Annotated in this window: 16 protein-coding genes and 2 pseudogenes; 6 read left to right on the forward strand and 12 right to left on the reverse strand. The window is 69.1% G+C overall.

Annotated elements, in window-relative coordinates:
• Window positions 1–285 precede the first annotated feature (285 nt).
• A complete protein-coding gene (locus tag IPT68_RS00440; protein WP_189697706.1) occupies window positions 286–468 on the forward strand; it encodes a hypothetical protein in 183 nt (60 codons plus the stop codon).
• Between the two features lie 410 nt (window positions 469–878).
• Window positions 879–2,060 carry an adenosylhomocysteinase gene (locus IPT68_RS00445; protein WP_189697705.1) on the forward strand — a complete coding sequence of 394 codons (1,182 nt, stop codon included), beginning with the start codon at window positions 879–881 and terminating at the stop codon, window positions 2,058–2,060.
• A gap of 85 nt (window positions 2,061–2,145) precedes the next feature.
• Here IPT68_RS00445 and IPT68_RS00450 read toward each other — a convergent pair whose 3' ends face one another.
• The 3 genes and pseudogenes from IPT68_RS00450 to IPT68_RS00460 form a co-directional block, all read right to left on the reverse strand.
• On the reverse strand, window positions 2,146–2,730 hold the full coding sequence (locus tag IPT68_RS00450; protein ID WP_189697704.1) for a DinB family protein: 585 nt from the start codon (window positions 2,728–2,730) through the stop codon (window positions 2,146–2,148).
• 479 nt (window positions 2,731–3,209) lie between these two features.
• Window positions 3,210–7,043 (reverse strand): S8 family serine peptidase, encoded by a 3,834-nt coding sequence (locus IPT68_RS00455; RefSeq protein WP_189697703.1) that lies wholly within the window; start codon window positions 7,041–7,043, stop codon window positions 3,210–3,212.
• 1,712 nt (window positions 7,044–8,755) lie between these two features.
• A pseudogene (locus tag IPT68_RS00460) lies at window positions 8,756–9,089 on the reverse strand (IS5-like element IS4811 family transposase); the annotation flags it as partial.
• Between the two features lie 579 nt (window positions 9,090–9,668).
• On the opposite strand from IPT68_RS00460, the pseudogene IPT68_RS33675 reads away from it, so the two are divergent.
• Window positions 9,669–10,057, forward strand: a pseudogene (locus tag IPT68_RS33675) (Atu4866 domain-containing protein).
• A gap of 244 nt (window positions 10,058–10,301) precedes the next feature.
• Here the strand turns inward: IPT68_RS33675 and IPT68_RS00470 are convergent.
• From IPT68_RS00470 to IPT68_RS00485, 4 genes are read right to left on the reverse strand one after another with little or no spacing between them, the layout of a single operon-like run.
• A complete protein-coding gene (locus IPT68_RS00470; RefSeq protein WP_189697702.1) occupies window positions 10,302–11,138 on the reverse strand; it encodes a carbohydrate ABC transporter permease in 837 nt (278 codons plus the stop codon).
• Window positions 11,135–12,181 carry a carbohydrate ABC transporter permease gene (locus IPT68_RS00475; RefSeq protein WP_189697701.1) on the reverse strand — a complete coding sequence of 349 codons (1,047 nt, stop codon included), beginning with the start codon at window positions 12,179–12,181 and terminating at the stop codon, window positions 11,135–11,137. The genes IPT68_RS00470 and IPT68_RS00475 overlap by 4 nt, the downstream gene beginning before the upstream one ends.
• Window positions 12,182–12,183: 2 nt before the next feature.
• Window positions 12,184–13,479, reverse strand: a complete 1,296-nt coding sequence (locus IPT68_RS00480) for an ABC transporter substrate-binding protein (RefSeq protein ID WP_189697700.1) — start codon at window positions 13,477–13,479, stop codon at window positions 12,184–12,186.
• Window positions 13,480–13,534: 55 nt separating this feature from the next.
• Entirely contained in the window at window positions 13,535–14,773 is a 1,239-nt protein-coding gene (locus tag IPT68_RS00485; protein WP_189697699.1) for an aminotransferase class V-fold PLP-dependent enzyme, read from the reverse strand.
• A 245-nt stretch (window positions 14,774–15,018) separates the two neighbouring features.
• Here IPT68_RS00485 and IPT68_RS00490 point away from each other — a divergent pair, with 245 nt between their 5' ends.
• Window positions 15,019–15,720: a FadR/GntR family transcriptional regulator gene (locus tag IPT68_RS00490; protein ID WP_189697698.1), complete on the forward strand. Its 702-nt coding sequence runs from the start codon at window positions 15,019–15,021 to the stop codon at window positions 15,718–15,720.
• Window positions 15,721–16,137: 417 nt separating this feature from the next.
• Here the strand turns inward: IPT68_RS00490 and IPT68_RS00495 are convergent, their stop codons facing one another.
• Window positions 16,138–17,916 (reverse strand): MOSC and FAD-binding oxidoreductase domain-containing protein, encoded by a 1,779-nt coding sequence (locus IPT68_RS00495; protein ID WP_189697697.1) that lies wholly within the window; start codon window positions 17,914–17,916, stop codon window positions 16,138–16,140.
• A gap of 545 nt (window positions 17,917–18,461) precedes the next feature.
• Between IPT68_RS00495 and IPT68_RS00500 the strand changes: the two genes are divergently transcribed.
• Entirely contained in the window at window positions 18,462–19,043 is a 582-nt protein-coding gene (locus tag IPT68_RS00500; protein WP_189697696.1) for a suppressor of fused domain protein, read from the forward strand.
• A gap of 52 nt (window positions 19,044–19,095) precedes the next feature.
• On the opposite strand, the gene IPT68_RS33680 is transcribed toward IPT68_RS00500, so the two are convergent.
• The 3 genes from IPT68_RS33680 to IPT68_RS00515 all read right to left on the reverse strand — a co-directional run bounded on the left by IPT68_RS33680 (window position 19,096) and on the right by IPT68_RS00515 (window position 21,004).
• Window positions 19,096–19,452, reverse strand: a complete 357-nt coding sequence (locus IPT68_RS33680; protein ID WP_228040117.1) for a helix-turn-helix domain-containing protein — start codon at window positions 19,450–19,452, stop codon at window positions 19,096–19,098.
• Window positions 19,453–19,763: 311 nt separating this feature from the next.
• On the reverse strand, window positions 19,764–20,234 hold the full coding sequence (locus IPT68_RS00510) for a hypothetical protein (RefSeq protein ID WP_189697695.1): 471 nt from the start codon (window positions 20,232–20,234) through the stop codon (window positions 19,764–19,766).
• Window positions 20,235–20,317: 83 nt separating this feature from the next.
• A complete protein-coding gene (locus IPT68_RS00515) occupies window positions 20,318–21,004 on the reverse strand; it encodes an alpha/beta fold hydrolase (RefSeq protein ID WP_189697694.1) in 687 nt (228 codons plus the stop codon).
• Window positions 21,005–21,170: 166 nt separating this feature from the next.
• Between IPT68_RS00515 and IPT68_RS00520 the strand changes: the two genes are divergently transcribed.
• A complete protein-coding gene (locus IPT68_RS00520) occupies window positions 21,171–22,133 on the forward strand; it encodes a helix-turn-helix transcriptional regulator (RefSeq protein ID WP_189697693.1) in 963 nt (320 codons plus the stop codon).
• A gap of 404 nt (window positions 22,134–22,537) precedes the next feature.
• Here IPT68_RS00520 and IPT68_RS00525 read toward each other — a convergent pair whose 3' ends face one another.
• The gene (locus tag IPT68_RS00525) at window positions 22,538–23,095 is read right to left on the reverse strand and encodes a 2'-5' RNA ligase family protein (RefSeq protein ID WP_189697692.1); all 558 of its coding nucleotides are present in this window, start codon (window positions 23,093–23,095) and stop codon (window positions 22,538–22,540) included.
• Window positions 23,096–23,640 lie beyond the last annotated feature (545 nt).

The following is a 23,640-nucleotide window of genomic DNA, read 5'->3' on the forward strand; positions in this document are numbered from 1 at the left end:
ATCCGTGGACGCCGGAGCGGGTCGGTCCGGTGGTCGAGCGTGTGGCGGGGGTGTGTTTGTCGCGGGCTGCGGCTGTGCTTCCACCTCAGGGCCGGAAGCTACGACACCATCGCATTCATTCAGGTCCTCGAGCAGGTCGGTCGAGGGCTTCTACGCCGAAGAGCCGGTGGTGCTGGTCCGGGACGGGCTGTCCGCCCACTGGAGCCGGGCAATGCGCGCCTGGGTGGCAGAACAGGACTGACTCACCATCGAGCGACTACCCGCCTACACACCCGAGCCACCCCAGTGGAACTGCTGTGGTCAACGATCAAAGCGCGCGAACTCGCCAACCTCGCCGGCGACCACCTTGCAGACGTTGCCGACGTCACCGAACGGGGCATCCACCGCATCAGCCGGAACGATCAACTCCCCTGGTCCTTCCTGACTCACACCGGACTCACCATCCACCCGCCCCACCCGCAGAACTGACGAGAACTCACCGACGGCGTCTTGCCACCGGGCCGCAACCCGCCGCTACGCACCACTGGCCCCGGGGCTGGGCCGTACGGGCAAACCAGACGGGCCCTCGTGCACCTCAAGCTCCGAAGCCGTGACTCCGAGAGCCACTCCCCCCCACGCTTGCGCGCTTGCACGCCAGAGGTTATGCGTATAACTTCACTGCAGCGGCGTGATCCGCTGTCCCAGTCATCGGTGAGGAGGCTTCCCGCATGAAGACCCGCGAAGGAAGCCGTCACATCTTCGGTGATCATTCCTACCGCAGCGAGTTCTACGGCTGACCAGTCGACCGCGGCCAGGGCACACGTGTGTCCTCGTTCCGGACCCCAGGGCACAGGTGTGCCCTGCCGACTGCGCTCCCACTCCCACCAGCCGAGGTCTCCATGCCACAGCCCTCCCCCACCCTTCCCTCCATCGCCCACGACGGAACCCTGTGGGCGGCGCGCCACATGCCGCTCCTCATGGCCACCATGCAGAAGCAGGCGTCTGTGTTCGCCGGCCGCCGCATAGGGATCTGCCTCCACATCGAGCCCAAGACCGCCGTCCTGGTCTCCTACCTGGCCCAGGCGGGCGCCGAGGTGGTGCTCACCGGATCTCCCGGTACCACACAGGAGGACACAGCCGACGCGCTGCGCGATGCCGGCGTCACCGTCGTGGGTCACCGCTCCGACACCCTCGACCAGCACCGCGAGAACATCCACCAGGTCATCGATTCCCAGCCGGACCTCATCCTCGACAACGGCGCCGACCTGATCGAGGCGGTCATCGCCCGCGGTGGGCTGCCCTCACTCAGGGGGGCCACGGAGGAGACCACAACCGGAGGCTTGCGCATCCGTTCCTGGGACACCCCACCGCCCTTTCCGATCATCGTCATCAACGACAGTCGGCTCAAGTTGCTGGTCGAGAACGAATTCGGCGTCGGTCAAAGCGTCGTCCAGGGCTTCATGAACGCCACCAACCTCATGCTCCCGGGCGCACACGCCACCGTCGTGGGGTACGGCCCCTGCGGCCGCGGCGTCGCCGACACCCTGGCTGGCCTCGGTGCGCGTGTCAGTGTCGCCGACACCGACCCCTACCGAGCGCTGGAAGCCGTGATGGCGGGCCATCGCGTGGGCGACCTGCTCGACCTCCTCCCCCAGACCCAACTCCTCTTCCTCGCCACCGGTCACCCGAACGTCATCGGGCCGGCGGAGATCGAGGCCCTGCGGGACGGCACCCTCGTCGCCGGCGTCGGCCACATGCCCTGGGAAGTGGACGCCCAAGCCCTTCGTGAGCAGACCACGTCCTTGCACCGCTCCGGCCCCAGCGGCCAGGAACGCGCGATCCACCGGCTGCGCGATGGGCGGGAGATCACCATCCTCGCCGACACCAAGATGATCAACCTGACGGCCGCGAAGGGAAATCCCATCCAGGCGATGGATCTCGGTCTGACCCTCCAGGCTCGTAGCCTGGCCGCGATCTCCACAGATGATCGACTGTCCCTGGTCCACGGCGCACAGGCCGTTCCCGAACCCATCGACCGTCAGGTTGCCGCCGACCTCGTGAAAGCCCTGACGAGCCTCTGACAGACCGCGGCAGGTGCGGGAGAACGCCGGAACGTCCAACCGCAGTTGGACGTTCCGGCAGGGATCACGTCACGTGAGACAACCACTAAGCCTTGATTGGTGCGGCCGACCTGGCGGCCTGCTCGATCTTCGCGCAGTAGGCTGCACGGGCTTCCTCGTCGCTCTGCTGCTCGTTCTCGGCGCGCACCCCGGTCCGGCCGTCGAGGCCCTCGCGCAGGATATCGGCGTGCCCGGCATGCCGGATGGTCTCGCCGAGGACATGGACCATGATGGCGAACAGGTTCGTGTTGGGACAAGGCTCCGGCCACCACGGCACGTGGCCGGGGGCGTCGAGGGGAAGCTCGTTGATCGTCGCGTCCGAGTGTTCCCACGTGCGCCGGTAGAACCCGATGATCTCATCGCGGGTCTCGTCCTCGGTCGCCCACAGATCGCTGCCGTCGTAGTCCTGCCACCGGGCCGGCGGTTCCGGGGAAGGGCGGTCGAAGACCTCGCCGAAGTACCTGGCCTCGACGGTGGCCACGTGCTTGACCAGGCCGAGGAGGTTGGTCCCGGTCGCTGTCAAAGGCCGGCGGGCGTCGTACTCGGACAAGCCGTCGAGTTTCCAGAGCAGCGCCTTGCGGTCCCGCCGCAGTCTCCCATGCAGGTTGTCCTTCGCGAATTCATCGATCATGCGGCCTGAACCTTCCATGGGCTGTTAGCGGTCTCAAGATCCCGTACGTGGTCCGCAACGACTGGCAGAGCCGAGGCCTGGTCATGGCCGCCGCCCTGACCTGCTACAAGAAGCCCGAAAAACGTGCCACGTGGGACGACTCTCATGTTGCCGCTTGCAAGGCTCGTTGGTAGTGGAGAGGACCTGGCGTGGGATACGGGCCGCAGTAGCGGGAGGCGGCGAGCGGGGCTGATCGGTGGCGAAGGCACCGGGCCTCGTCGCTCCGACGGGAAGCCTCACGGGCAAGGCCGACGTGGGCGTTGCCCGGCGCCCACGTCACGGCCACGGAACCGACCACCGGGCAGCGGCGCCGGTCCCGGATCGGGTCCCAAGGACCGTGGCCGCCGGAGAGGTTCCGCTGCCTGTGGTCGTCCGCTCCTCCGGCCCCCTTGCGGAAACCGGAGGAGGCTGCCTACGCCTGGATCAGGGAAGACCGGTGCTCACGTGCCGAGCAGATAGGCCCGTTCCACGGTCTGCCGTACCGAGTTGCCCGCCTGGTCGGTGGCAGTGACCCGCAGGGTCACATACCCGCCCTGCCCATGGTTGCCCGGCCACTCGATGGTCGCTGCGTACCGGTTGTGGCCCCGGTCCTTGATGTGGACCTGCCCCTTCCAGCTCTGGCCGTCATCGAAGGAGGCCTCGACCTTCAGCTTGACCCCGGTGGGGGCGGGGAGCCCGTCCTGGTGCCGGACAGTCAGGTCGATGTCGTGCCGCTTCCCGCCACGGACGCTGTTCCACAGGTCGGCGCGGACGTCGTAGTCGACTTGGAGGAGCGGCAGCAGCGTTTCCTTGGCCGTGGTGTCGGAGCGGAAGGCCCAGGATGTGGAGGTTCTGATGCCGGTCTGCCAGTACTCGCTCTCGCGCTCGGTCGTCAGGTCCAGCCGGTAGTCGGCCGCGCCGGCGGGGACGGAGAAGTTCGTCCAGGCGTCTGCGGTATCGCTCACCTTCTTGCCGTTGCGGTAGAGAGCCGCCGCCACGGTGTCGCCGTGGAGGTATGACGGATCGTCCATCGTCCCAGGGGATCCCTTCCTTGCGCCGATGTCTGTGCCGGGGAGGGGAACCTGCTTGCGGCCCCAGTGGCCGGCGGCCGCGTCGGTGTACTCCGGGATCGACAGGCTGAGGGTGTCGCCGTCCCGGACGGCGGGACGGCTCCAGCCGCGTGGGATGGACGGCCGTACAACGGCCCTGTACCAGTCCTCGGCTGCCTTCTCGCCCGCCTTGAAGGTGCGCGGTTCGTCACGCAGACCCGACAGCAGCGCGTGGCCGTAGGACACTTCGCGCCCGGTCATGAAGTCGACGTAGTGCATCCACCGGGTGTCCCCAGAACTGACGTACTCGGTGCGGGTCCTGCCCGTCGGTACCCAGCGCGACGTCTCCCAGGCCATCTCGGTGTAGGGACGCCAGCTGAAGCGTTGTTCGGCCGTCCAGTGAAGTGGCCCGTTGTTGGTGTAGGACGCCTTCACCTGCGCGGTGTTGCGGTCCGAGACGGTGTACGTGACGTCCTGCGGGATCTGCTGCCATCGCGCCGTGATGTCGTACAGGTACGGGCTCTCGACGGTTCCCGACACCTTGACGACGGCCGTGCGCTTCCTCATGTACTCCAGCAGTTTCGCGCCGTCGGCCGCGGCCAGTCTCATCACCGGGATGGCGGAGCGGGTGTCCATCGGCTTCCAACGGGTCCACGCGAGGTATCCCTCGGGCATCACGATCACGACACCCTTCGCCCCGGCCTTCGCGGCGGTACCCGCGAACTCGTACCAGTCCGTGGTGTCGGGGTCGACGTCGCGGACCACGGCGATCTTGCCCCGCACGGTGCCCGGTCGCAGATCCGGCTTGTCCCCGGTCCCCGCGTCCACGGCGACCAGTTGTTCACCTCGAGAATCGAAGGGCGTCGACAGTGGGAGGTAGTACGGGTCGAGGTCGAGGTCCGCGCCGCGGATCTCGGTCCTGAGGTCGGGAGCGGTCATCTCCCAGCGGGAGTTGAACTCGAAGGCGCCTTCGGTGACCTCGGACGTGGGGTTCACGTACAGGTCCACGGCCTCACCTCCCTCGCCGTAGTAGATACCCACGGTCTGTTCGACCCCGTCGATCTTCCGGTACATCTGGTACGTCAAGTTGTTGTGGCGCTCGGCGGGCTTGGGGGTGCTCACGCGCACCACCTTGGTCTTACGCGCGTCCAGGATGACGGTCGTGTCCTTGATGACCCTCACCTCGGGCTCGATGACCTGGACTATCCGGACGCCGGTGGGGCCCCCGCCTTCCACCACGGTGATGGCGACCTGGTACGTGCCTTCCTCGACCTCGGCGACCCCCCAGTCCGTGAACTGGACCTCGGTGTCCCCGCCGAAGACGTCCAAGAGCGCCCACGCCGTTGGTTCTCCGTCGCGACCGTAGGACTCGGTGGTGACCTTGTGCATCGGACCGCGCACCATCAAGCTTATTGTGGTGTGCACCGACACACCCTCGGCGGACGTGGCAGTGACGTAGCCGTAGTAGGATCCCCGGCCCGCCTTCGCCGGGTCGACGTCCACCGGCACTTCGACGGTCGCCCCCGGGGCGACCCGGACCGTGTCCGCACCCAGCGCCAGGCCCTGGGCGGGCAGTTGCCTGCCCTCCTTGGTCGTCAGCGCGGCACGCAGGCTCAGCGACACCTCGGTGTCACCGTGGTTCGTGTACCTGACGACACCGGCTCGACCTGCCGGGGCCCCGTCACTTGCGAACGACCCCAGAGTGATCGTGCCGGTGGCGGTGACGGGTGAGCTGAACGCCGACTTGACGTCTGTCCGGCCGCCGCCTTGCTCGGTCGGCGTCTGGCCGGACACCGTACGGGACGTGCTGATCAGGGCGTCCTTGAGCTGCTGACCCGTCCAGTCGGGGTGCAGCCCGGCCAGCAGTGCCGCAGCGCCGGCCACGTGAGGGGTGGCCATGGACGTACCGCGCGCCGCGGTGTAGTAGTCGTCGACCGGTACGCCCATGGTCGTGCCGGCGGCGCGCGCGGCGACGATTCCGACACCCGGGGCCGTGATGTCCGGCTTGACGGCTTTGTCGCCGAACCGCGGACCGCGGCTGGAGAACGAGGCCAGCTTGTCGTCGCTGTCGACGGCGCCGACGGTGAGTGCGGCGTCGGCCGAACCAGGAGATCCCACCGTCATATCGCCCAGCTCGCCGTCGTTGCCCGCGGCGACTACGAACAGCGCTCCGCTGCTGCGGGATATGTCGTTCACCGCCAGGCTCATAGGATCGGTCCCGTCGGTCTGGCCCGACGAGCCTAGGCTCATGTTGACGACCCTGGCGCCCTGCGCCACGGCCCACTCCATGCCTCCGATGACCTGGGATTCGCTGCCGAAGCCGTTGTCCCCGAGGACCTTGCCGATCAGGAGATCGGCGCCGGGGGCAACACCCTTGCGCAGACCTCCGGAAGCAGCGCCGCTGCCGGCTGCGGTGGCGGCGACATGAGTACCGTGGCCGAAGTGGTCCTGGGTCGAACCGCTGCCGCTGAAGTCCTTTGCCTGGCTCACTCGGCCCGCCAGGTCGGGGTGCGTCTGGTCGGCACCGGTGTCGAGCACCGCGACCTTGACGCCTTCGCCGTGGTGACCGGCGGCCCATGCGGCCGGCGCGTTGATCTGCGCGGTGCTGCGGTCCAGCGTGGGACGCACCTTGCGATCCAGCCAGACCTTCGGGGTTACGGCCGCCGCACTTGCGAAGGACGCATCCGCCGCGGGCACGAGGTGCTTCCAGAACGCAGCGAGGTCCTGTTCGCCGACGCGCAGCGCCTGGGCGTCGATGCTCGGCAGCCGGCGCGGCTGGGTGGAGTTGTCGTGGAACGCGGCGAGTGTGTCCACCTTCTTGACCGCCGCACGCGCCGAGCCCTCGGGCGCGGACACGATCAGAGGCAGGGCGTCGGTGTGTGCCTCGTCGTATCCCTGGACGACGAGGCCCTCTATGTCGAAGAGCCCCCTGTCCAGCTGCCCCGTGCGGACCAGCATCGCCGCATCGGACGGCAGCACCGTCAAAGCGCCGTCCCTCTCGACGATCTGGAAGAAGACCTTCTCCCGGCCCGGTGCACGCTGCACCGATGCTGTCTTCTTCCCGTTCGGCGCGTCAGTGACAGTGACCCGGTCGCCGGTGATCAGCCGCACGGTGGTCGTGCGGTCCTGCGGCACCGGCGCATCTGTCGAAGACCCCGATGGAGCCTGCGCCGCGGCGGGCACGATGGCACCGGCTACCGCCAGTGCCGACGCCGATATCACCGCCCAAAGACGAATGCGTCTCATTTACTGTTTCCGGCCTCTCTGTCATCCCGCGTTCGGGTAAGGCGTCTGCAAGTGGCTGCCATGACGCATTGTCGGGAACGTGAGTGTGTCGACGGTGTGACGTTTTCGGACGCGATCGTGCGGGGTCCACGCCTCGTAGGATCCCGTTCGCGTAAGCGCCCCACGCTACGAGCAAACCTCTCGTACAACTGCGGTTCATAAAACCTTCGGAATAATCCGCCGCGGCGACCGAACCTGTCACTGATCCGGCTTGGCACAACTGAGCCATGTCGCAACGACGACACGGAAACGAGCAGCGATCGGTCGTGGGCCGAAACGGTTGGCACAAAAGAGCCAGAATTCGGCACTGACGTTCAATACGTGTGGGGCGATTACATGGTCGGCCGAGCGCCTGCGTGGAGGACTGCGACTTCAACTCTTCCAGGCAGTCCGTGTTTCGAGGTCGTTCGCGATTCTGTCGGCTTCCAGACGGGGTGGGCGGCGACGGTGACAGTCGAGCCGGCGCGGCTCGGCCCCGGAGGTCGCCGTACCGCTCGAGGTATGGGCCCCGAGATCGGTCAGCTAGTTGAGTGTTAAACTAACTCCTCGACCTCGATTCGGTCTGCGCGCCCTGTCAAGGACAGGTGCGCGACGGACGGGTATCGAGCACACAGTGAAGCCGACCACACGAGATGAAGATGATGCATCTGAGCAAGCTGCCGGGGCTCTCGTCGTACTCTTCGAGCACCCCCCAGCCGTACGTGGCCCTCGTCGATGACATCGCTGGGCCGGCCCTGGGCACGGGACGTCACCGTGGGCCGTCGGCCCACGACGACTGGCCCGACTCTTGCGTGGGCGGTCGGCATCGCCGCCCCAAGGGTCCTGATACAGGCGCAGGGTGGAGCGTCGAATCCGAGCCGACTGCAGGGAAGTTGCTGCTTGGCCCTTAACGGCCATGTGAATGCCGGACACCCGTGGGGCCGCGTACTTGTCCGCTTGCCTGCTCTCAGCGTCACACCCCGCCAAAAGAAAAGCGCGGACCGCTGACGCGATCGCGAGCGGTGAAGAGGGGAACGTGCGGGCTCGGCGGGGCCCACCCTGTGTGCTCTTCGGAGAGCAGAAAACCTCTCATGCTGCGCGACCTGTGACTCGCCTTCGCAAGGCTGTCTCCCTGGTCGGCACCGCCCCAGCAACGTCCGGGCTCGGCGCAGACCGTCCCGGCCATCCCATGGAGGTATACCCCGCCCGATTCTCCTCACGACGATCGGCTACTTCGCCGCGGCTGACGACGCCGAAGTCGTGAGCGTCGAGGATCAGCCCCGGCGGGGCACACACTCGCCTCCGACTGACATGCGACGGCGATCGAAAGCAGCTCGGCTGGAATCGGCTGGACCTGTCCAGCCATACCACCTCGGGCGCGGGATTGAAGCGCCCACAAGCAGAGTCGGGTACGCCCTCGCACACTCCGAGGAGGCCCAGGCGAATGGACATGTGACGGAGTAGGGGAATGTCACGCGAGACGGTCCCGGAACGCGGCGCGTTCGTACGACGAAGAGCTCTTTGTCGTCGTCGCCGAGACCGCCTCTTGTCGGCCGTGGGTCGAGCCGGGATGCCACCGATGCGGATCTGCACCTGACGGCACTGGCACCCCTGCACGTCAGCGAACTGCTCGACAGATCGACCGTGCTACCCGTCGGGCTCAGACGGCGGCGCCCGACGGCTGACCGGCTTGATCTCGCCCAGTAGACGAGCTTCCCGGCGTAGGCGGACTCGGCCCACACGATCGGGATTTCGGGGTGCATCAGGCGCAGGCGGAAGAGGACTTCCTTGCCGGCTGCGGCGTCGTGCAGGTCGGCGGGATGACCATCAACTCGCCCGGAAGCCTTGGCCCATGTCGCGGCGGATCCGCCCGGCGAGTTGGTCAGGAATCTGCCCGATGATCCCGGCCGCGGCCCAGCGAGCCATCAACCCCCAGACAATGCGCAAGGGCGGGAAATCCGCAGATGGAGCCCGCCCCTTGCATCCGGTGTCCATGACATAGCGGATCGCCCGGCTGAGCTTGCGGCGTTACCGACTGTGGGTGCCGCGCACCTGGGGACACGGCGGCCTGGTTCCGATTCGACCGCGCGACGAACCTGGTGATCAGACAACCGTCGTAGCGGCCGAACACCCGCCTCGAACCTGCACCGGCGCTCACTTCGCGTATCGGGCGTACCGATGATCCGACACTGTTGAGGCGCATGCGATGAGCATCACCGACACCAACACCATGGACTGGAACCCCAAGGCCCTCTCGACGAGATCCTCTCCAACGACGAGGGGCGACCCGTCCTGTTCACCAACGCCCGCATCCTGACGATGGACCCGCTGATCGGGACCATGACCGGCGCCGATCTCCTGTTCGTCGGTTCCCTGCTCGTGGGTGTGGGCCCGGGCATCATCACCGTGGCGGAGGACGACAACGCCATCGTCGTCGACTGCACCGGCATGACCCTTGCCCCCGCCGTCGTCGACACCGTCGCACTGGCCGGCGGCCGTGGCCGCCGCTCGGAGTATGTCGCCACCCTGACCCCGGGCAACATCACCGACTTCCTGGTGGTGCCCGACGAGCTCGCCGCCGACGTGCCGAGCGCCCTGGCCACGCTCATGTACCGGCCGGAGCAGGTGCGCTCACTCGTCGCGGCCGGCCGGCCGGTCCTGTGGGCCGGTACCGACGTGCCCGGCCGGGCCACCGCTCCGGAGTCGGGCATCCCGGCAGCCGAGGACCCGACCGGCAGCCCGCGGGCCGGCATCTGGATCGACAAGACCGACTTCCTGCACCAGGAGCTCACCGCCGATGGCCGCTACGACCGACCCGGGGCGGGCGCCCGCACGCCTATCAGGGCCGGTACTGGATTGACGGCGACCGCATCGACTATCTGGACGACCTCGGCTTCCGGGCCTACGGAGAGTTCCAGGGCGACGAGTTGCACCACGCGGGTTACGTCATGAAGCTCGGCCGACCTCTCCGCCGGTCGGCGCATCAAAGGTCCTGAGCCGGGGTGCGCGATACCTGGAGAAACCGCGGCCTGATTGCCGCAGCGGGCGCGGCCGAGGCGGGTGTTTCAACGGCTGCGTCAGTTCCGGGGGAAGGGGCGATGACAGCATGCCGCCGGCAGACCCGACCTGGTAGGAGTTTTGCCGGGGCCGCCCGAGCGGATGGCCGGGGAGGCCGGCCGGGGCGCGTGACCTCCGGCCGGCGTCACCGACGGGACCTCGCGGACTGCGGGCCCGCTGCCGTCAGCCCTTCACCGCACCCGAGGTGAGGCCCTGGACGATGTGGCGGCTGGCGAAGGCGAACAGGATCATCGTGGGCGCGATGGTGAGCACGGCCGCCGCCGACATCGACCCCCAGTCGATGTTGAAACTGGAGATGAAGCCGTTCAGGGCCGTCGGCACCGTCTTGGTGCCGTCGCTGTTCATCAGCGTCACCGACAGGAACAGCTCGTTCCAGCAGTTGACGAAGTTGAAGATGAACGCGGCCACAATCCCGGGGCGCATCACCGGCAGGAGCACCCGCACCAGCGCCCCGAACCGGGACAGTCCGTCGATCATCGCGGCCTCTTCGAGGGCGTCCGGGACGTTCTCGAAGAAGCCGCGCAGCATCACCGTGCAGAACGGCACGCACACCGCGATGTAGACCAGGACGAGCCCGAGGCGGTTGTCGACCAGGCGCAGATCGGTCATGAGCAGGTACAACGGTCCCAGCGCGATGAAGGACGGGATCATCTGGGTGACGAGGGCCGCCATCAGCAGCGCGGACTTGGTGCGGAACTCGAAGCGCGCCAGCACGTACGCCGACAGCGTGGAGATCGCCGTGGCCACCGCGCCCGCGACGGTCGCGACGACCAGGCTGTTGACGAGGTACGTCCCGAAGTCGGCCTTCCCGAACAGCCCCCGGTAGTTCTCCAGCGAGAACCGCTCGGGCCAGTAGGCGATCGGGAAGGAGAAGATGTCGCCGGGCGCCTTCAGCGACGTGACGGCGATCCAGTAGAGGGGGAAGACGGAGAAGAGGAGCCACAGGCCCAGGAACGTGAACTTGGTGGCCCGCCCGGCCGTCGTTTCCTTGCCGATCATGCCCACACCCCTCGTTCTCCGGCGCCCCGCCGGCCCGCGCCCCGGCCGCCGGTGGCCTGCCTCTCACGCGTGGCCAGCAGGAAGAACACCGCGAACACCAGCAGGACCGCGACCACCAGCAGGCCCAGCGCGGACGCCTTGCCGTAGTCGCCCTGCTGCGTAATCTTGATCATCCAGGTCGTCACGATGTGCGTCTCGTCGTTCGGCCCGCCCCCGGTCATGCCGAAAATCAGGTCGGGGAAGTTGAAGATCCAGATGACCCGCAGCAGCACGGTGAGCGCCAGCGTGGTGCGGATGTACGGGATGGTGACCTGGAACAGCGTGCGCGCCTTGCCTGCGCCGTCCAGCGCGGCCGCTTCGTACAGCTCGTCGGGGACCGACTGCAGCGCGGCCAGGATCATGATCGCGAAGAAGGTGACGCCGTACCAGACGTTGGCGATCAGCACGGAGACCATCGCCGTTCGCGGGTCGGCCAGCCAGGCGATCGGCTCGTCGATCAGCCCGGTCCGCTGCAGCACGTCGTTGACGACGCCGAACTCGCTGTTGAACAGCCAGCGGAACAGGATGCCGATGAGGAATCCGGAGATCGCCCAGGGGAAGAAGATCAGCGCCTGGTAGAGGCCGCGGAAGCGGAACCGGCGGCGCAGCCACAACGCGATCGCGAACCCGATCACCAGCTGAGGCACGATCGAACCGGCCACCCAGAGCAGGGTGTTGCCGGCCACCGTGCCCCAGGCGGGGTCGGTGAAGACGTCACGGAAGTTCTTCAGTCCCACCCACGAGGTGTCGGTCAGGTCCGACAGGTTCCAGTTCCGGAAGGCCATCTGACTTCCGGCGATCATCGGGTAGTACGTGAAGATCGCCACGAAGACCGCGGCCGGTGCCATGAACGCGGCGACGATCAGACCGCGCCGGGTGGTGAACTCCCGCCTGCGGCGGCCCCCCGCCGCACCTGGGCGACGCGGGGCGCCGCCCGAGCCGGAGGGGGGCGCCGACGACTTCAAGGGGGCGGTGGCCGGGGATCCGGTGGAAGCGGCGGGCATGGCTACTTCTTCCACTTCTCGGTCCAGTAGGCGTCCCAGCCCGCGAGCAGGTCCTTCGGCGAGAGCTTGCCGAGGACCATCCTCTGCACGTCCTTGTCGGCCCGCTGTTGCCACTCGGCCCACCAGGCGACGCCGCGCGGCTGGGTGACCACCTGGTATGTGTCCGGGTTCTCCGTCATCGTGACGTAGCTGGCCCACGGGCCCGTCCGGTAGAAGTCGTCCTCGGTGGCCGACTTGAGGATGGGCACCAGGCTGTTCTTCTTGGTGAAGGCCGCCGACGCCTTCCCCTCGGAGAGGAACTCGACCAGCTTCACGGCCTCGGCCTTGTGCTTGCTGTCCTTCGCTACGCCCCACCCGGCGGTGGCCAGGGGCTGCACGGTCTTGCCGCTCGGTCCCGCCGGAAGCGGTGCCGTGGTCCACTGGCCCGGCTCGATCGCCTTCGACGCGGAGACCGTGGCGATCACCTCGGGGTCCTGGAGCAGGAACGCGGTGGAGCCGTTGGAGAAGCCCTCGACCATCTCCGGGTAGCCCCAGGCCACGGACGACTTGGGCGACGCCCGCTGGAACAGCTTCAGGTAGGTCTCCATCGCGTCGAGCGCCTCGGACGCGGAGAAGATCGTGCTGCCGTCCTTCAGCAGGTAGCCGTTGGCCGGGTCGATCCGGTCGGCGACGTACGCCTCGATGGCGGCGGTGGCGTTGCTGTGCGCGTTGGCCCCGCCCCGGAAGGCGTAGCCGTACCGGCGCTCGGCCGGGTCGTGGATGGCGGACGCCTGCTCCAGCAGTTCCTCCCAGGTGGCCGGCGGTTTGTCGAAGCCGGCCTTCTCGATGAGGTCGGTGCGGTGGAAGAGGCTCAGCCCGTAGAAGCCGTAGGGGACGAAGTACGTCCTGCCCTCGCCGTCCTCGGAGGCCTCGACGGCGTTGTCGGTCAGTGCCTGTCGGCCCTTCCAATCGGCGAGGTCCTTCTTCATGTCGTACAGCCAGCCGTTGTTCGACCACGGGCCGACCGTGATGTCCCTTACCTCCAGGACGTCCACGCCGCTGCCGGACTGGAGCATCTGCTGGATCTTCTGGTCCGCCTGCTCGGTGGGCGGGGAGACGAGGTTGACCCTGATCTTCGGGTTCTGCCGCTCGAAGTCGGCTATCAGCTCCTCGATCAGGTCGGTGCGGGCCGGGTTGGTCAGGCTCTCGACCATGCTCAGGGTGACCGTCCCGCTCTCACCGGGGCTCATGGTGGAACAGCCGGTCAGGACCATCGCGGCGGCCGTGCCCAGTGCGAGAGCTGCCGTCCTTCTTCTCATCGTGCTGACCTCTTCCTTGCTCGTGCAGGGTTCGCGGGGGCGGGCTGTGGGGCCGCTAGGAGGCGCGGCTCTCGCGGGCCGCGTGGGCCCACTCGCCGAGGACGGGAACGCAGCGCTCGGCGAAGTACTCGTAGTCCTCGGCGGTGTTGTAGACGTGGGCGGACAGCCGCAGATAGCCGACGCCGCCGAAGCTGGTGAAGGCCGCCTCCACCCCCAGCTCCCCGGCGGCCCGGTCGCGCAGCGCGTCGGCCGCGACCCGGGTGTCGGCCAGGCCGTCCGGCAGCCGCACCAGCCGCATCCCGGGGACGGGCATGCCGACGTCCACCCGGGCGTCCGCGCCGGTCAGGTCGGCGAGCGCGGCGCCCACGACGCGCTCGGCGTAATCGGCCAGGTCGTCCATGTAGCGGCGGGCGGTGGACCAGCCCCAGGTGCTGCCGATGAAGTCGAGCGCGGTCGCCGCGGCCAGTTGGGCGGTGGCGTCCACGGTGCCCTGCTGGTCGAAGCGGTCGGGGTAGGGGTCAGTGGCGCCCCAGGAGTCGATCAGCGGGTACAGGCCGTCCCGCAGCGGCCCGCGGGCCACCAGGGCGGCGGTACCGCGCGGCGCGCAGCCCCACTTGTGCAGGTTGCCCGTCCAGAAGTCGCACGTCAGCCCGTCGAGCGGGGAGGCGACCAGACCGGGCGCGTGGGCGCCGTCCACGAGCAGCGGGATACCGCGGCGCCGCGTCTCCGCGCCGATCAGCTCCACCGGCATCCTGCGGGCGGTGGCCGAGGTGATCTGGTCGACGACGACGAGGCCGGTGGCGTCGCTCAGTTCGGCGGCCACGGCCTCGTACGCCTGTTCCGCACCGGCGTCCAGCGGCACTCTGGCGGTGCGGACCCGGCCGCCCCAGCGGCGAGCCAGACGTTCGGCGCCCATGGTCACGGCGCCGTAACCGTGGTCGGTGACGACGATCTCCCCGCCGTCGCGGGCGGGCAGCCCTGCGTAGACCACGCTCACGCCGGCGCTGGCGTTGGGTACCAGGGCGAGGTCGTCCGGGTCCACGCCGAGGAAGGATGCGAGGTCGACGCGGGCCGCCGCGAGCCGCCGCGGCAGCTCGGGGAACCACACCACCGGTGCGCTCTCCATCTCCGCGCGCAGCTCGAGCTGTCGCTCCTGGGCCACCCGTGGGACGGCTCCGAACGAGCCGTGGTTCAGGTGCCGCAGGGCGGGGTTCAGCGACCACGCCCGCGCCGCCGGCTCGCCGTCGGCCAGCAGCAGGGGGCGGGGTGCGGTAGTGACCTCGGTGTCGCTCACATGACTCCCATCCAAGTCCGGGCAATGCTGGGCGACGTCCCCGGGGAGCGGGTGACGTCAGATCTTCGCGTCAAGACGTATGATGACTCGGGATGGTGGCATGCCATTTCCAGCCATGACAAGACCCCTGCAGCGAGAGATGTTGGATGACTTCCAGCTGATACGCGAAAGACATCTGATCTCTCGGCTCGCTACAGTGCACCGAGGGCAGGCGGCGCCGCCGGTCCGTGATGGGGAGGCATCGGATGTCCGCAGTCGACAGGGCGTTTCACGGCCTACGGCACATGATCGCGACGGGGCGTCTGGGCGCCGGGGAACGCATCCCGCCGGAGGCGGACCTCTGCGAGGAACTGGGCGTCTCGCGCGGCTCGTTGCGGGAGGCCGTGCGCATGCTGGCGGCGCTGGGCGTGATCGAACCACGGCACGGCTCCGGCACCTACGTCTCCCAGCTCAGGCCCGAGGACCTCATCGGCAGCCTCTCGCTGACCCTCCAGCTCCTGCCGCTGCCCGGCCTGCTGGAGCTCTACGAGATCCGGCGGGTACTGGAGGCCCACGTCGCGGCCAAGGCCGCCGCCCGCGCGACCCCGGAGACGATCCGGACCCTGTTCTCCCTCATCGAGGCCATGGAGGCCACCGAGGACCCCACCGAGGCCTCGGAACTCGACCACCGCTTCCACGCCGAGATCGCCCGGGCGGGCGGCAACCCCACCCTCGCCTCGCTGCTCGCCGTCTTCCGGGCCCGCTCCCGCAAGTACCAGGTCTTCACCCTGCCCGAGGGCCCGGAGCTGCGGCGCAGGAGCGACGCGGACCACCGCGTGCTGGCCACCGCGATCGCCGACCGCGACCCGGGCGCCGCGGCGGGCGCGGCCGAGGCCCATGTCGCCCAGACCGAACGCTGGTTGCGCGCGCTGATGCCTCCGGTGGAGGAGGACGACACCACCGGCTGACGGGGTCGTCCCCACCTTTTTGTGCGTCTTGGCAGCACCCCCGCCCTGCGGCGAACCTCAAGACCGTGTACCGGTTCTGGACCAGATCGGGAACCCGCCGGTGAGCGGTCGACTTCGCCGGCCGGGCGTAGAGCCGCGGCGCGTACCACGGTCTCGGGACGCCGTCCGCCGGGCAGCTCAGCGTGCGGCGTGCGCCGACCCCTGTCGCTCCGCCCACCAGTTCATCCGCGCTTAGGTGGCTGAGGAACTGTGGCGAGAGTCCGCCCCACGGGGAGAGGACGGAGGAACTCCCGCCGGATGCCCGCGCACTACTGGACCGAGCGTGACGCGCTGGGTGGGTGCGTGGTCGTAGGTAACCTCGGCCAACGTGTCGCGGCGGTTCGCCTGCGGGGCCGGTTGCGGGCGCGAAAGGTGCGCTCACAGGTCCAGGACGACCTCGTCCGTGCCCGGTGCCGGGGTGGAGCAGCAGATCAGGGCGTTGCCCTCGGCCGGGGGGTCCACCGGGTCCGGGCTGTAGGCGACCGTCCCCGAAAGCAGGGGCAGCTCGCAGGTGTGGCAAACGCCCGTGCGGCAGGACCACCGCGCCGGCACGTCGCAGGCCTCGGCGAACTCCAGCAGGCTCGCGCGGTGGGCTTGCCAGGGCACTGTGAGGCCGCTCCGGGCGAAGGTCACGTCCGGGCCTGTGCCGGGCTCGCCGACGGGTTGATGCGGGGCTTTGGCCGTCACCGGCACAGCGATGCCCGGCGTGATGGCTGCCTGTGCTCCGAACAGTTCGGTTCTCACCCGTGAAGGATCCAGACCCGCCTGCCGGAGCGCAGCGGCTGTCGCGTCCATGAAACCCTGCGGTCCGCACAGGTACACGTCGGCGTCCGACGGCAGACCCAGGCCCGCGATGCGTGCGGGCGTGAGCCGGCCGGTTTCGGTGTAGTCGATGCCCTGCCGGTCGTCCTGCCGGGGCCGGCTGTAGAAGATCCGGCACCTGGTGCTGGGGAGCGCCGCCAGCAGCTCACGGACCTCCGCGGCGAACGCGTGCTCGGCACCGTCACGAGCGGCGTGCAGCCACCACACCTCCCGCTGGGCCGCGGACCGGGCCAGGGCATGCAGCATGGCGAGCAGCGGGGTGGCCCCTACCCCGGCGGAGATCAATACCACCGGGCCCGCCGCTTCGTGCAGCCGGAAAGTGCCTCGGGGGGCCGCCACCTCGAGTTCGCTGCCGATGGCGGCGTGGGCATGGAGATAGCCGCTTGCGGCACCATGGGCTTCTTGCTTGACACTGATCCGGTAACTGCCTGTACCCGGTGCACCGGACAGGGAGTAGCTGCGCACCAGCGGTAGGCCTGCTGGGTCCGCCGGAACCTTCACCGTGATGAACTGGCCCGGAAGCGCGGCCGGCAGTGGCTGCCCGTCCGGAGCGGCCAGGGTCAGGGACAGCACACTGCGGCTCTCCGCCTGCATCCCCGTCACGGTGAGCGGCCGGAACCCCCGCCATGCCGGCGGTGGCGCGGCACCACCGGTCAGGCCCGCGTTCCCACCGCCTGGTCCAGTGTCGTCGCCCGCCTGGTCGAGCAGGGCACGCATGGACGCCTGCCAACCCGGGCTGAGGGCGGGAATCCTCAACGCCCGCTCGACCTGCTCCCGGCTGTGCCCCGGCAGGTACAGCAGCCCGTTGATCTCCCGAACAGACATCCCCTCCGGGCCGGAGGCCACCTTGACGATCTCCTGCCCGGCCTCGACCTCGCCCTCTTCGATCACCCGGAAGTAGAACCCGGGACGCTGGTGCGCGACGAGCAGCGCCGCCATCCGCGGCTCACCAAGGCGAAGACCGACGCGATAACAGGTGACGCGCGGCTGGCTGACCTCGAACACAGCACCGCCGATCCGGTACCGGTCACCAATGCACACCTCGTCGTCAGCAAGCCCGTCCACGGTGAAGTTCTCACCGAAATGCCCCGGCCCCAGGTCGGTGCGGCCAAGCTCCCGTGCCCAGTAGTCGTAGGAGTCGAGCTGGTACACCAGCACCGCGCGCATCTCCCCGCCATGACCGGCAAGATCACCCTGACCATCACCGTCGATGTTCAGCCGCCGCACCATCCGCGCCCCGGCCACCGGCTCCTTCCACACGCCCGTGTGAACGGTCTGGCCGCGCCATGGCACGTCCTTCGGCAGTCCCACATTGACCGATACCAGCGCGGCCATGATCCACCTCGCGGTCATCCCCTACCCACTCCCACCCCAGCATTCCGCCACCACACACCAACCGCCACCGCAACCCCCACCCACACCCCCCGCATGGGCAGCGCGGGGATACCGCGTGGTGGCATTACCGAGCAGAAGTGCAAGCACTTGTCGATGAATTGAGGAGGCGCCCTGTTCCACGGGTGAGCGATGTGGACGAGTCTGGGAGGCGTCGGGGAGGCACTGGGGTTCTTGCCAGGGCAGCATCGGGATGCTCCTGGTGGAAGGTGCTGGTCATGCCGCGGATGCGGAAGGTCGACTGTACGCGGCGATCCGGCGTGACCACCGTGGCGGCATGTCGATGCGGGAGCTGGAGCGCACGCACAGCGTGACCGGCGGACGGGTTCGCAAGGCGTTGGCTTTGGCTTTGCCCGAACCGCACAAGAAGCTGCCGCCTCGGCCCCGTGGGCTGGATCAGTGCAAGCCGTTGATCGCGAAGAGTGCCGTCCGCCTGGAGCCGGATGGAGCTCACAGAGCCCGGGCCGGGCCGTGACATCCTCTCCAACATGTTCGAGAGAGGGCGCAGCCAGCGGGCGACAACAGGCGTCGAGGCCCACATCCGCGGCTTCTTCACCGGCCATGCGATCACGGTGAGCGACTACGACCTGGGAGCTGGGCGCAGAGAAGCAGTTCCCGACCTGCGGATCCTCACCGTCAGTCCCGGACCACGTGCCGACAGCTGGGCCTACGTCACCGCCGGCTGTTGGTCCACGGTTGAGACGGACGGCCACGGCTTCGAGTTCGTCCTCACCGCGCCCGTCCGCGACGAACGCTTCGCTGATCTCCTGGCCATGACCGCCTGCTACCACGCCGATCACCACCTCGATCTCGAGCACAGCCTGCCCATCGGGGAGCCGTGGCTGCCCGGGTCCCACTGCGACCACCTGCTGATCAGCCTCCCCTACCTCCACGGCCCCGACCTGGAGCACTGCCCGCTACCGGACGGCCATGCCCGCATTCTGTGGGTTCTGCCAGTCACCGCAGCCGAGATGGCCTACCGCCGTGAACACGGTCACGAGGCCCTTGAGCAGCTCCTCGACGAGCACGCGATCGTCCCGACCGATCCAAGGCGTCCATCCGCCGCCTGATGATGGCGGCACAATCCGGGCACGAGCGGCAGCCGGAAGTCCTCCAGTGCCGTCAGAACGCGTCGGCATGCTGAGGCACAGTGATCACGGTACCGCGACGGTCGACGACCTCTGCCAGGATCCGCAGCCGAACACCTTGGCTCACCGTGCATCCGCGCTCAGCGAGCAGTGGTCGCAGCTCTCCGATGGCCCGGGTATTGGTGGAGCGGGCCACGCCGAACCAGCGGGCCGGCACGTCATGAGTGGTTCCATGGCGGCGCTGCACGAGGGTGGCCAGGAGCCGTTCGACGAGGACCAGCCGGTGCTTCGCGCCCACGCCCACGGCGCGCTTCCGTGGCCGGGTCGCGAGCCTGGCCTGGTGCCGTTCATGGCACAACGAGTCTACTTCGGCGACGAGTTCAGCGATCACAACGGCCGACGGGCCCGTGCCCCTCCGATCGCCGGTGATCGCTGCACGAGCCGGGTTTTCCCCACCACACGACCCTGATCGACGATTCACCGCTCGCCTTCTCACTCGCCAGCCATGCACGAACTCGTTGGCCGCGAGAGGTCGTCACCGCGCTTGCGCAAGGCAGCGCCGCAGTAGAGCAGCGGGGCGGGCCCCGGAGTCCCCATCCGGCTGACCGGGTGCTGCCGACAAGGGCGTACTCGCACACGAACCACACCTCGCGACAGCGCGCCTACAGCGGTCGGATCACGCGGATGTCCGGACGTCGCGTGTCAGGCAATCCACGCCGCGCCGTGTCGATGCCGGCCCAACCCCACGGCTGAGAACTCGTCCTGGCCGGCGGCTGCCACTGCCCCCAACCGTCGCAGCGCCTGGGAGATCGGACTGCCGGCAGGAGGAAACGGCTGGCCCTCCTCCACGTGAAGAGGCCCCAGTACGACAGTGCCGCCGTCCCAGACGGCGGCCCGCTGTTCGCCCGCACCGCCGAAGTACTCAGCTTCCACGTAGGCCACCGGCCCACCGGCCGACCAGGCAGCGAGGTCCCTCTCGAACCCTCCAGGGAACCGCCGGAACCCCAACGCGCCTACGCCACTGCCGTCTGCGACGGAATCGAACAGGACGTCTGTCATCGGCATCAGCGACAGGTCCTGTCCGATCGAAGCCAGCCGAGCAGCAGGCAGGTCTCGCGCCACGGCGCGCAGTGCCTCCCCGTCCGCGATCACTGCTTGCAGGGTGTAAGCCATCCCAACGCCCCCTCCAGACCGGAAGCTCCATTTTGTCGTACACAGCGCACCCGAACACACGCGGTGTCCCCCATCAGGGCCACTCATCGTGCGTCGGCGGCCGCTGCCAGGATCCGGGCCAGCTCGGCGGGCTGGGTGACCATGGGCCAGTGGCCCGAGTCGACGTCGGCGAAGTCGACGTCCTTGGCCCGGGCGAGCTCCGGGACGTCCCCGGCGTCGATCCACTCCCGCGCTTGCGCCGGCGTGAACTCAGGACATACCACCACCACCGGAACGTCGAATCTCCGTTCGTCTGCCAGCCGCACCACTCCCCTGGCCACGCCTTCGGGCACCGGGATCGCGGCAGCCGCAAACTCCCGCCTGGCCACGTCGTCGAGGTCGGCCGCGTCCGGGCCCTCGAACGGGCCCCAGCCGGGGAAGGCCATGACGCCGTCCTTCACCTCGAAGAAATCGGCGTACGGCTGACCGTCGGCGGTCGGGAAACCGCCGATGAGAGCGACCTTGGCAAGCCGCTCCGACCGCCGGTCGGCGGCCATCCAGGCCAGGGTGCAGGCGGCGGAATGCCCCACGACCATGGGCTTGCCCGGGGCCGCGTCCACCGCGGCGAGCACTGCCGCCAATTGGTCGTCGAGCGTGGCGGACGCGGAACCGTCTCCCTGGCCCGGGAGAGTGAGCGGCACAGGACGATGACCGAGCGATTCCAGCGCGGGCACGACGCGGCCCCACACGGACCCGGTCAGCCACAAGCCACCGACGAGCAGGATGTCCATGGTCAGTTCCCCTTCTTCTGCTTCACGGAGGTCACCGTAGGAGGAGATCCGGACGATGCACTGCCGGATTGCCCGGCGACCACGCGAACGCCCGGTGGTGCGCTCCGGTGGCTGCCCGTGCAGGGAAGCCACCGTGGAGCTCGGTCGAGCGCATTAGCCTGTTCCCGTGCCGAACGATCTCAGCCCCACCGCGCGAGCGCTGCGCGTCCTGGAGATCCTCCAGGCCCGCCCCGGTACGACGGCCGACGAACTCTCCGCGCGGCTGGGCGTCACGGAGCGAGCCGCGCGCCGGTACGTCGGGATCCTCAGAGAGGCCGGCATCCCCGTGGAATCGGCACGAGGTCCGTACGGCGGATACCGATTGGGGCGTGGGACGCGGTTGCCACCCGTGTACTTCACGCAGTCCGAGGCGCTCAGCCTGGTGATGGCGGTGCTCGGCGCCCAGCCTGCCGCGGCCGACGTCGACGACCTGGTCGGCACCGCTCTGGGCAAGGTCGTCAAGGCGCTGCCGGAGAGTGTCGGCCAGCAGGCGGCCATGCTGCGGCAGCACGCGGCGGCCGCGCCCGATCCGTACGTGGCCCGCCCCGATCCGGCCGTCACCAGCGAACTCGTCGAAGCCATCGCCGCCCGACGCCGCGTGTCGGTCACGTACCACAGCGAGGCGGGCAACCAGTGGCAGGCGGAGGTGGATCCCTGGTCCCTCGTCGTCCGCCACGGACGCTGGTACTTGCTGTGCCACTCCCACCGCGCGGACGCCATCCGCACCTACCGGGTCGACCGGATACGCGCCGTCCGCTCGACCGGGCACAAGTTCGAGCCACCCCAGGCCCTCGATCCGGTGGCGGTGCTGGAGGAGAACCTGGGCCTCGGATGGGAGTTCTCCGTCCGCGTGGTGTTCGACGCACCGCTGGCCGAGGTGGCACCGTGGATCCGGCCGCCCATGGGGCGGCTCAAACCCTTGGGGGACGGATGTGCGCTGGTCGGCAGCACCAGCAACCCGGTCATGTACGCGCAGGAATGGCTGGCGAGGGTGCCGTTCGCCTTCCGTGTCGACGGTGGTGAGGAACTGCGTGCCGCCGTCGCGGCACTCGTGGCGCGCTTCACCGCAGCCGTGGCGGACCAGCCCTGACCGTACCCGTGGGAACTGACCATCCGAGTCACGCGAGGAGATCCGAGCCGCGCGGTACCCCCGGCAGCACGCGTACTGAGGTGGGCCGGTGGATCAAGGGCACCACCTTCACCGACCCGGTGCCGCCGCCCGGCGCCCTCCTCGTGGAAGGGTCGGTACGTCTCGATGGTCAGTGCGACGAGTGGCGCCAGGTCGTCCGGGACGAACGCGCGCATGGGCATGGAAGTGTGCCTTTCAGGCTGAGGGCTTGACACCCGGGGAGAGAAAAGGGCATCGGTCAGCCCGCTCAGGCCTTCGTGCAGGCGGTGAGCGGACCCCTCAGAGGCGGCTGCGCCCGGCGGCAAAACACTCCATGAGCCGAGCCGCATCTTGCGTCCTCGGCACTGGGCGAGCTCCTCACCCGGCTACATGCCGAGCCATGCCCCTCCATCGGTGCGAGGCTCCAGCACCTCCAGGGCACCGGTCTCGGTGTCGTAACTGCGCAAGGTGACGAGCCGGACCGACAGCGGCGGTGCCGGCAACAGTTCGGGGACCCGCCGGCCGACGAAGGCACCGGCCCGGCGCGTGCGGCCGAGGGTGACGTGCGGGCTCCAGTGCCCGGGTTCGTGGAACGGGCTGAGGGTGCCGGGCGGGCTGTCCGAGGCCACCGCCTCCCACACCCGGCGGTGCAGACCCGCCAGCGCGGAGTCGAGGTCCAGCGCCCACGCCAGCACCGAGGTGGGCCGCTCGAAGCGGACCAGGCCGGTGAAACGTACGGGCAACGGCAGCGCAGCGGCGACCTCGGCGAGCTCCCAGCGGATCGGAGGGGTCAGCTCCGGGCAGGCGGCCAGGGTGAGGTGCGGGCTGTTGGTCGGTGAGCGGTGGCGCGCCTGACTGGGCAGTCCCGCGTCCGCGAGCCGCCGCCAGGCCTCCCGGACCGCCAGCTCCGCCGCCTCGTCCAACAGGAGCTCAACCGTGCGCACCGCCGCAGCCTACCGGCGAGCTCGGGACGAACGACAGCTTCAGCTCGGTGAGGGGCGCGCCGCCTGCGGCGCTGACGCTCCGCGCACCGCCGGTCCCGTTGTGGCCGTCGGCGGTGCCATCGTGGACGAGGGTCGCCGCGGCGCACGAGGGGAGCGGTCGGGGCCGCAGCCCGGTCGTGGCGGTACCCATCAGTGCGCCACCAGCCCTGTCCGGCCTGCCGGTCCCTCCCCCCAGCGCAGGAAACTCACCACCAGCGTCCAGAACTCCCCGGGCCCATCACTGCCCAGCAGCACCGAAGCGGTGCTGGCACGTCTCGTGCGACGAAGACGAGTGGAGGACGTGATCGCGGTGGTCGTACTCCCGCTGCCGATCAGCACGCCGGCAGTTGCGCCCCGGCGCCTTGTCGCGTCAGCACACCGGTGGCGGCCCCGTTGAACGGCCGCATTGAACGGCCGCATGCCGCAGGCCTGTTGGCAGCCGGGCCAGGTCCCCGGTGTGCCACGTGAACGGCGCGTCGGCAACGTTGTGACCCGAGTGACACCCC

Source organism: Streptomyces chromofuscus, from assembly GCF_015160875.1.
Taxonomy (GTDB): Bacteria; Actinomycetota; Actinomycetes; order Streptomycetales; family Streptomycetaceae; genus Streptomyces; species Streptomyces chromofuscus.

Bases quoted from the DNA above. Each gene is read 5' to 3' on its own strand.
- IPT68_RS00445 (WP_189697705.1), top strand. From the start codon at position 879: ATGCCACAGCCCTCCCCCACCCTTCCCTCCATCGCCCACGACGGAACC.
- IPT68_RS00450 (WP_189697704.1), bottom strand. From the start codon at position 2,730: ATGATCGATGAATTCGCGAAGGACAACCTGCATGGGAGACTGCGGCGG.
- IPT68_RS00455 (WP_189697703.1), bottom strand. From the start codon at position 7,043: ATGAGACGCATTCGTCTTTGGGCGGTGATATCGGCGTCGGCACTGGCG.
- IPT68_RS00470 (WP_189697702.1), bottom strand. From the start codon at position 11,138: ATGATCGGCAAGGAAACGACGGCCGGGCGGGCCACCAAGTTCACGTTC.
- IPT68_RS00475 (WP_189697701.1), bottom strand. From the start codon at position 12,181: ATGCCCGCCGCTTCCACCGGATCCCCGGCCACCGCCCCCTTGAAGTCG.
- IPT68_RS00480 (WP_189697700.1), bottom strand. From the start codon at position 13,479: ATGAGAAGAAGGACGGCAGCTCTCGCACTGGGCACGGCCGCCGCGATG.
- IPT68_RS00490 (WP_189697698.1), top strand. From the start codon at position 15,019: ATGTCCGCAGTCGACAGGGCGTTTCACGGCCTACGGCACATGATCGCG.
- IPT68_RS00495 (WP_189697697.1), bottom strand. From the start codon at position 17,916: ATGGCCGCGCTGGTATCGGTCAATGTGGGACTGCCGAAGGACGTGCCA.
- IPT68_RS00500 (WP_189697696.1), top strand. From the start codon at position 18,462: ATGTTCGAGAGAGGGCGCAGCCAGCGGGCGACAACAGGCGTCGAGGCC.
- IPT68_RS00510 (WP_189697695.1), bottom strand. From the start codon at position 20,234: ATGGCTTACACCCTGCAAGCAGTGATCGCGGACGGGGAGGCACTGCGC.
- IPT68_RS00515 (WP_189697694.1), bottom strand. From the start codon at position 21,004: ATGGACATCCTGCTCGTCGGTGGCTTGTGGCTGACCGGGTCCGTGTGG.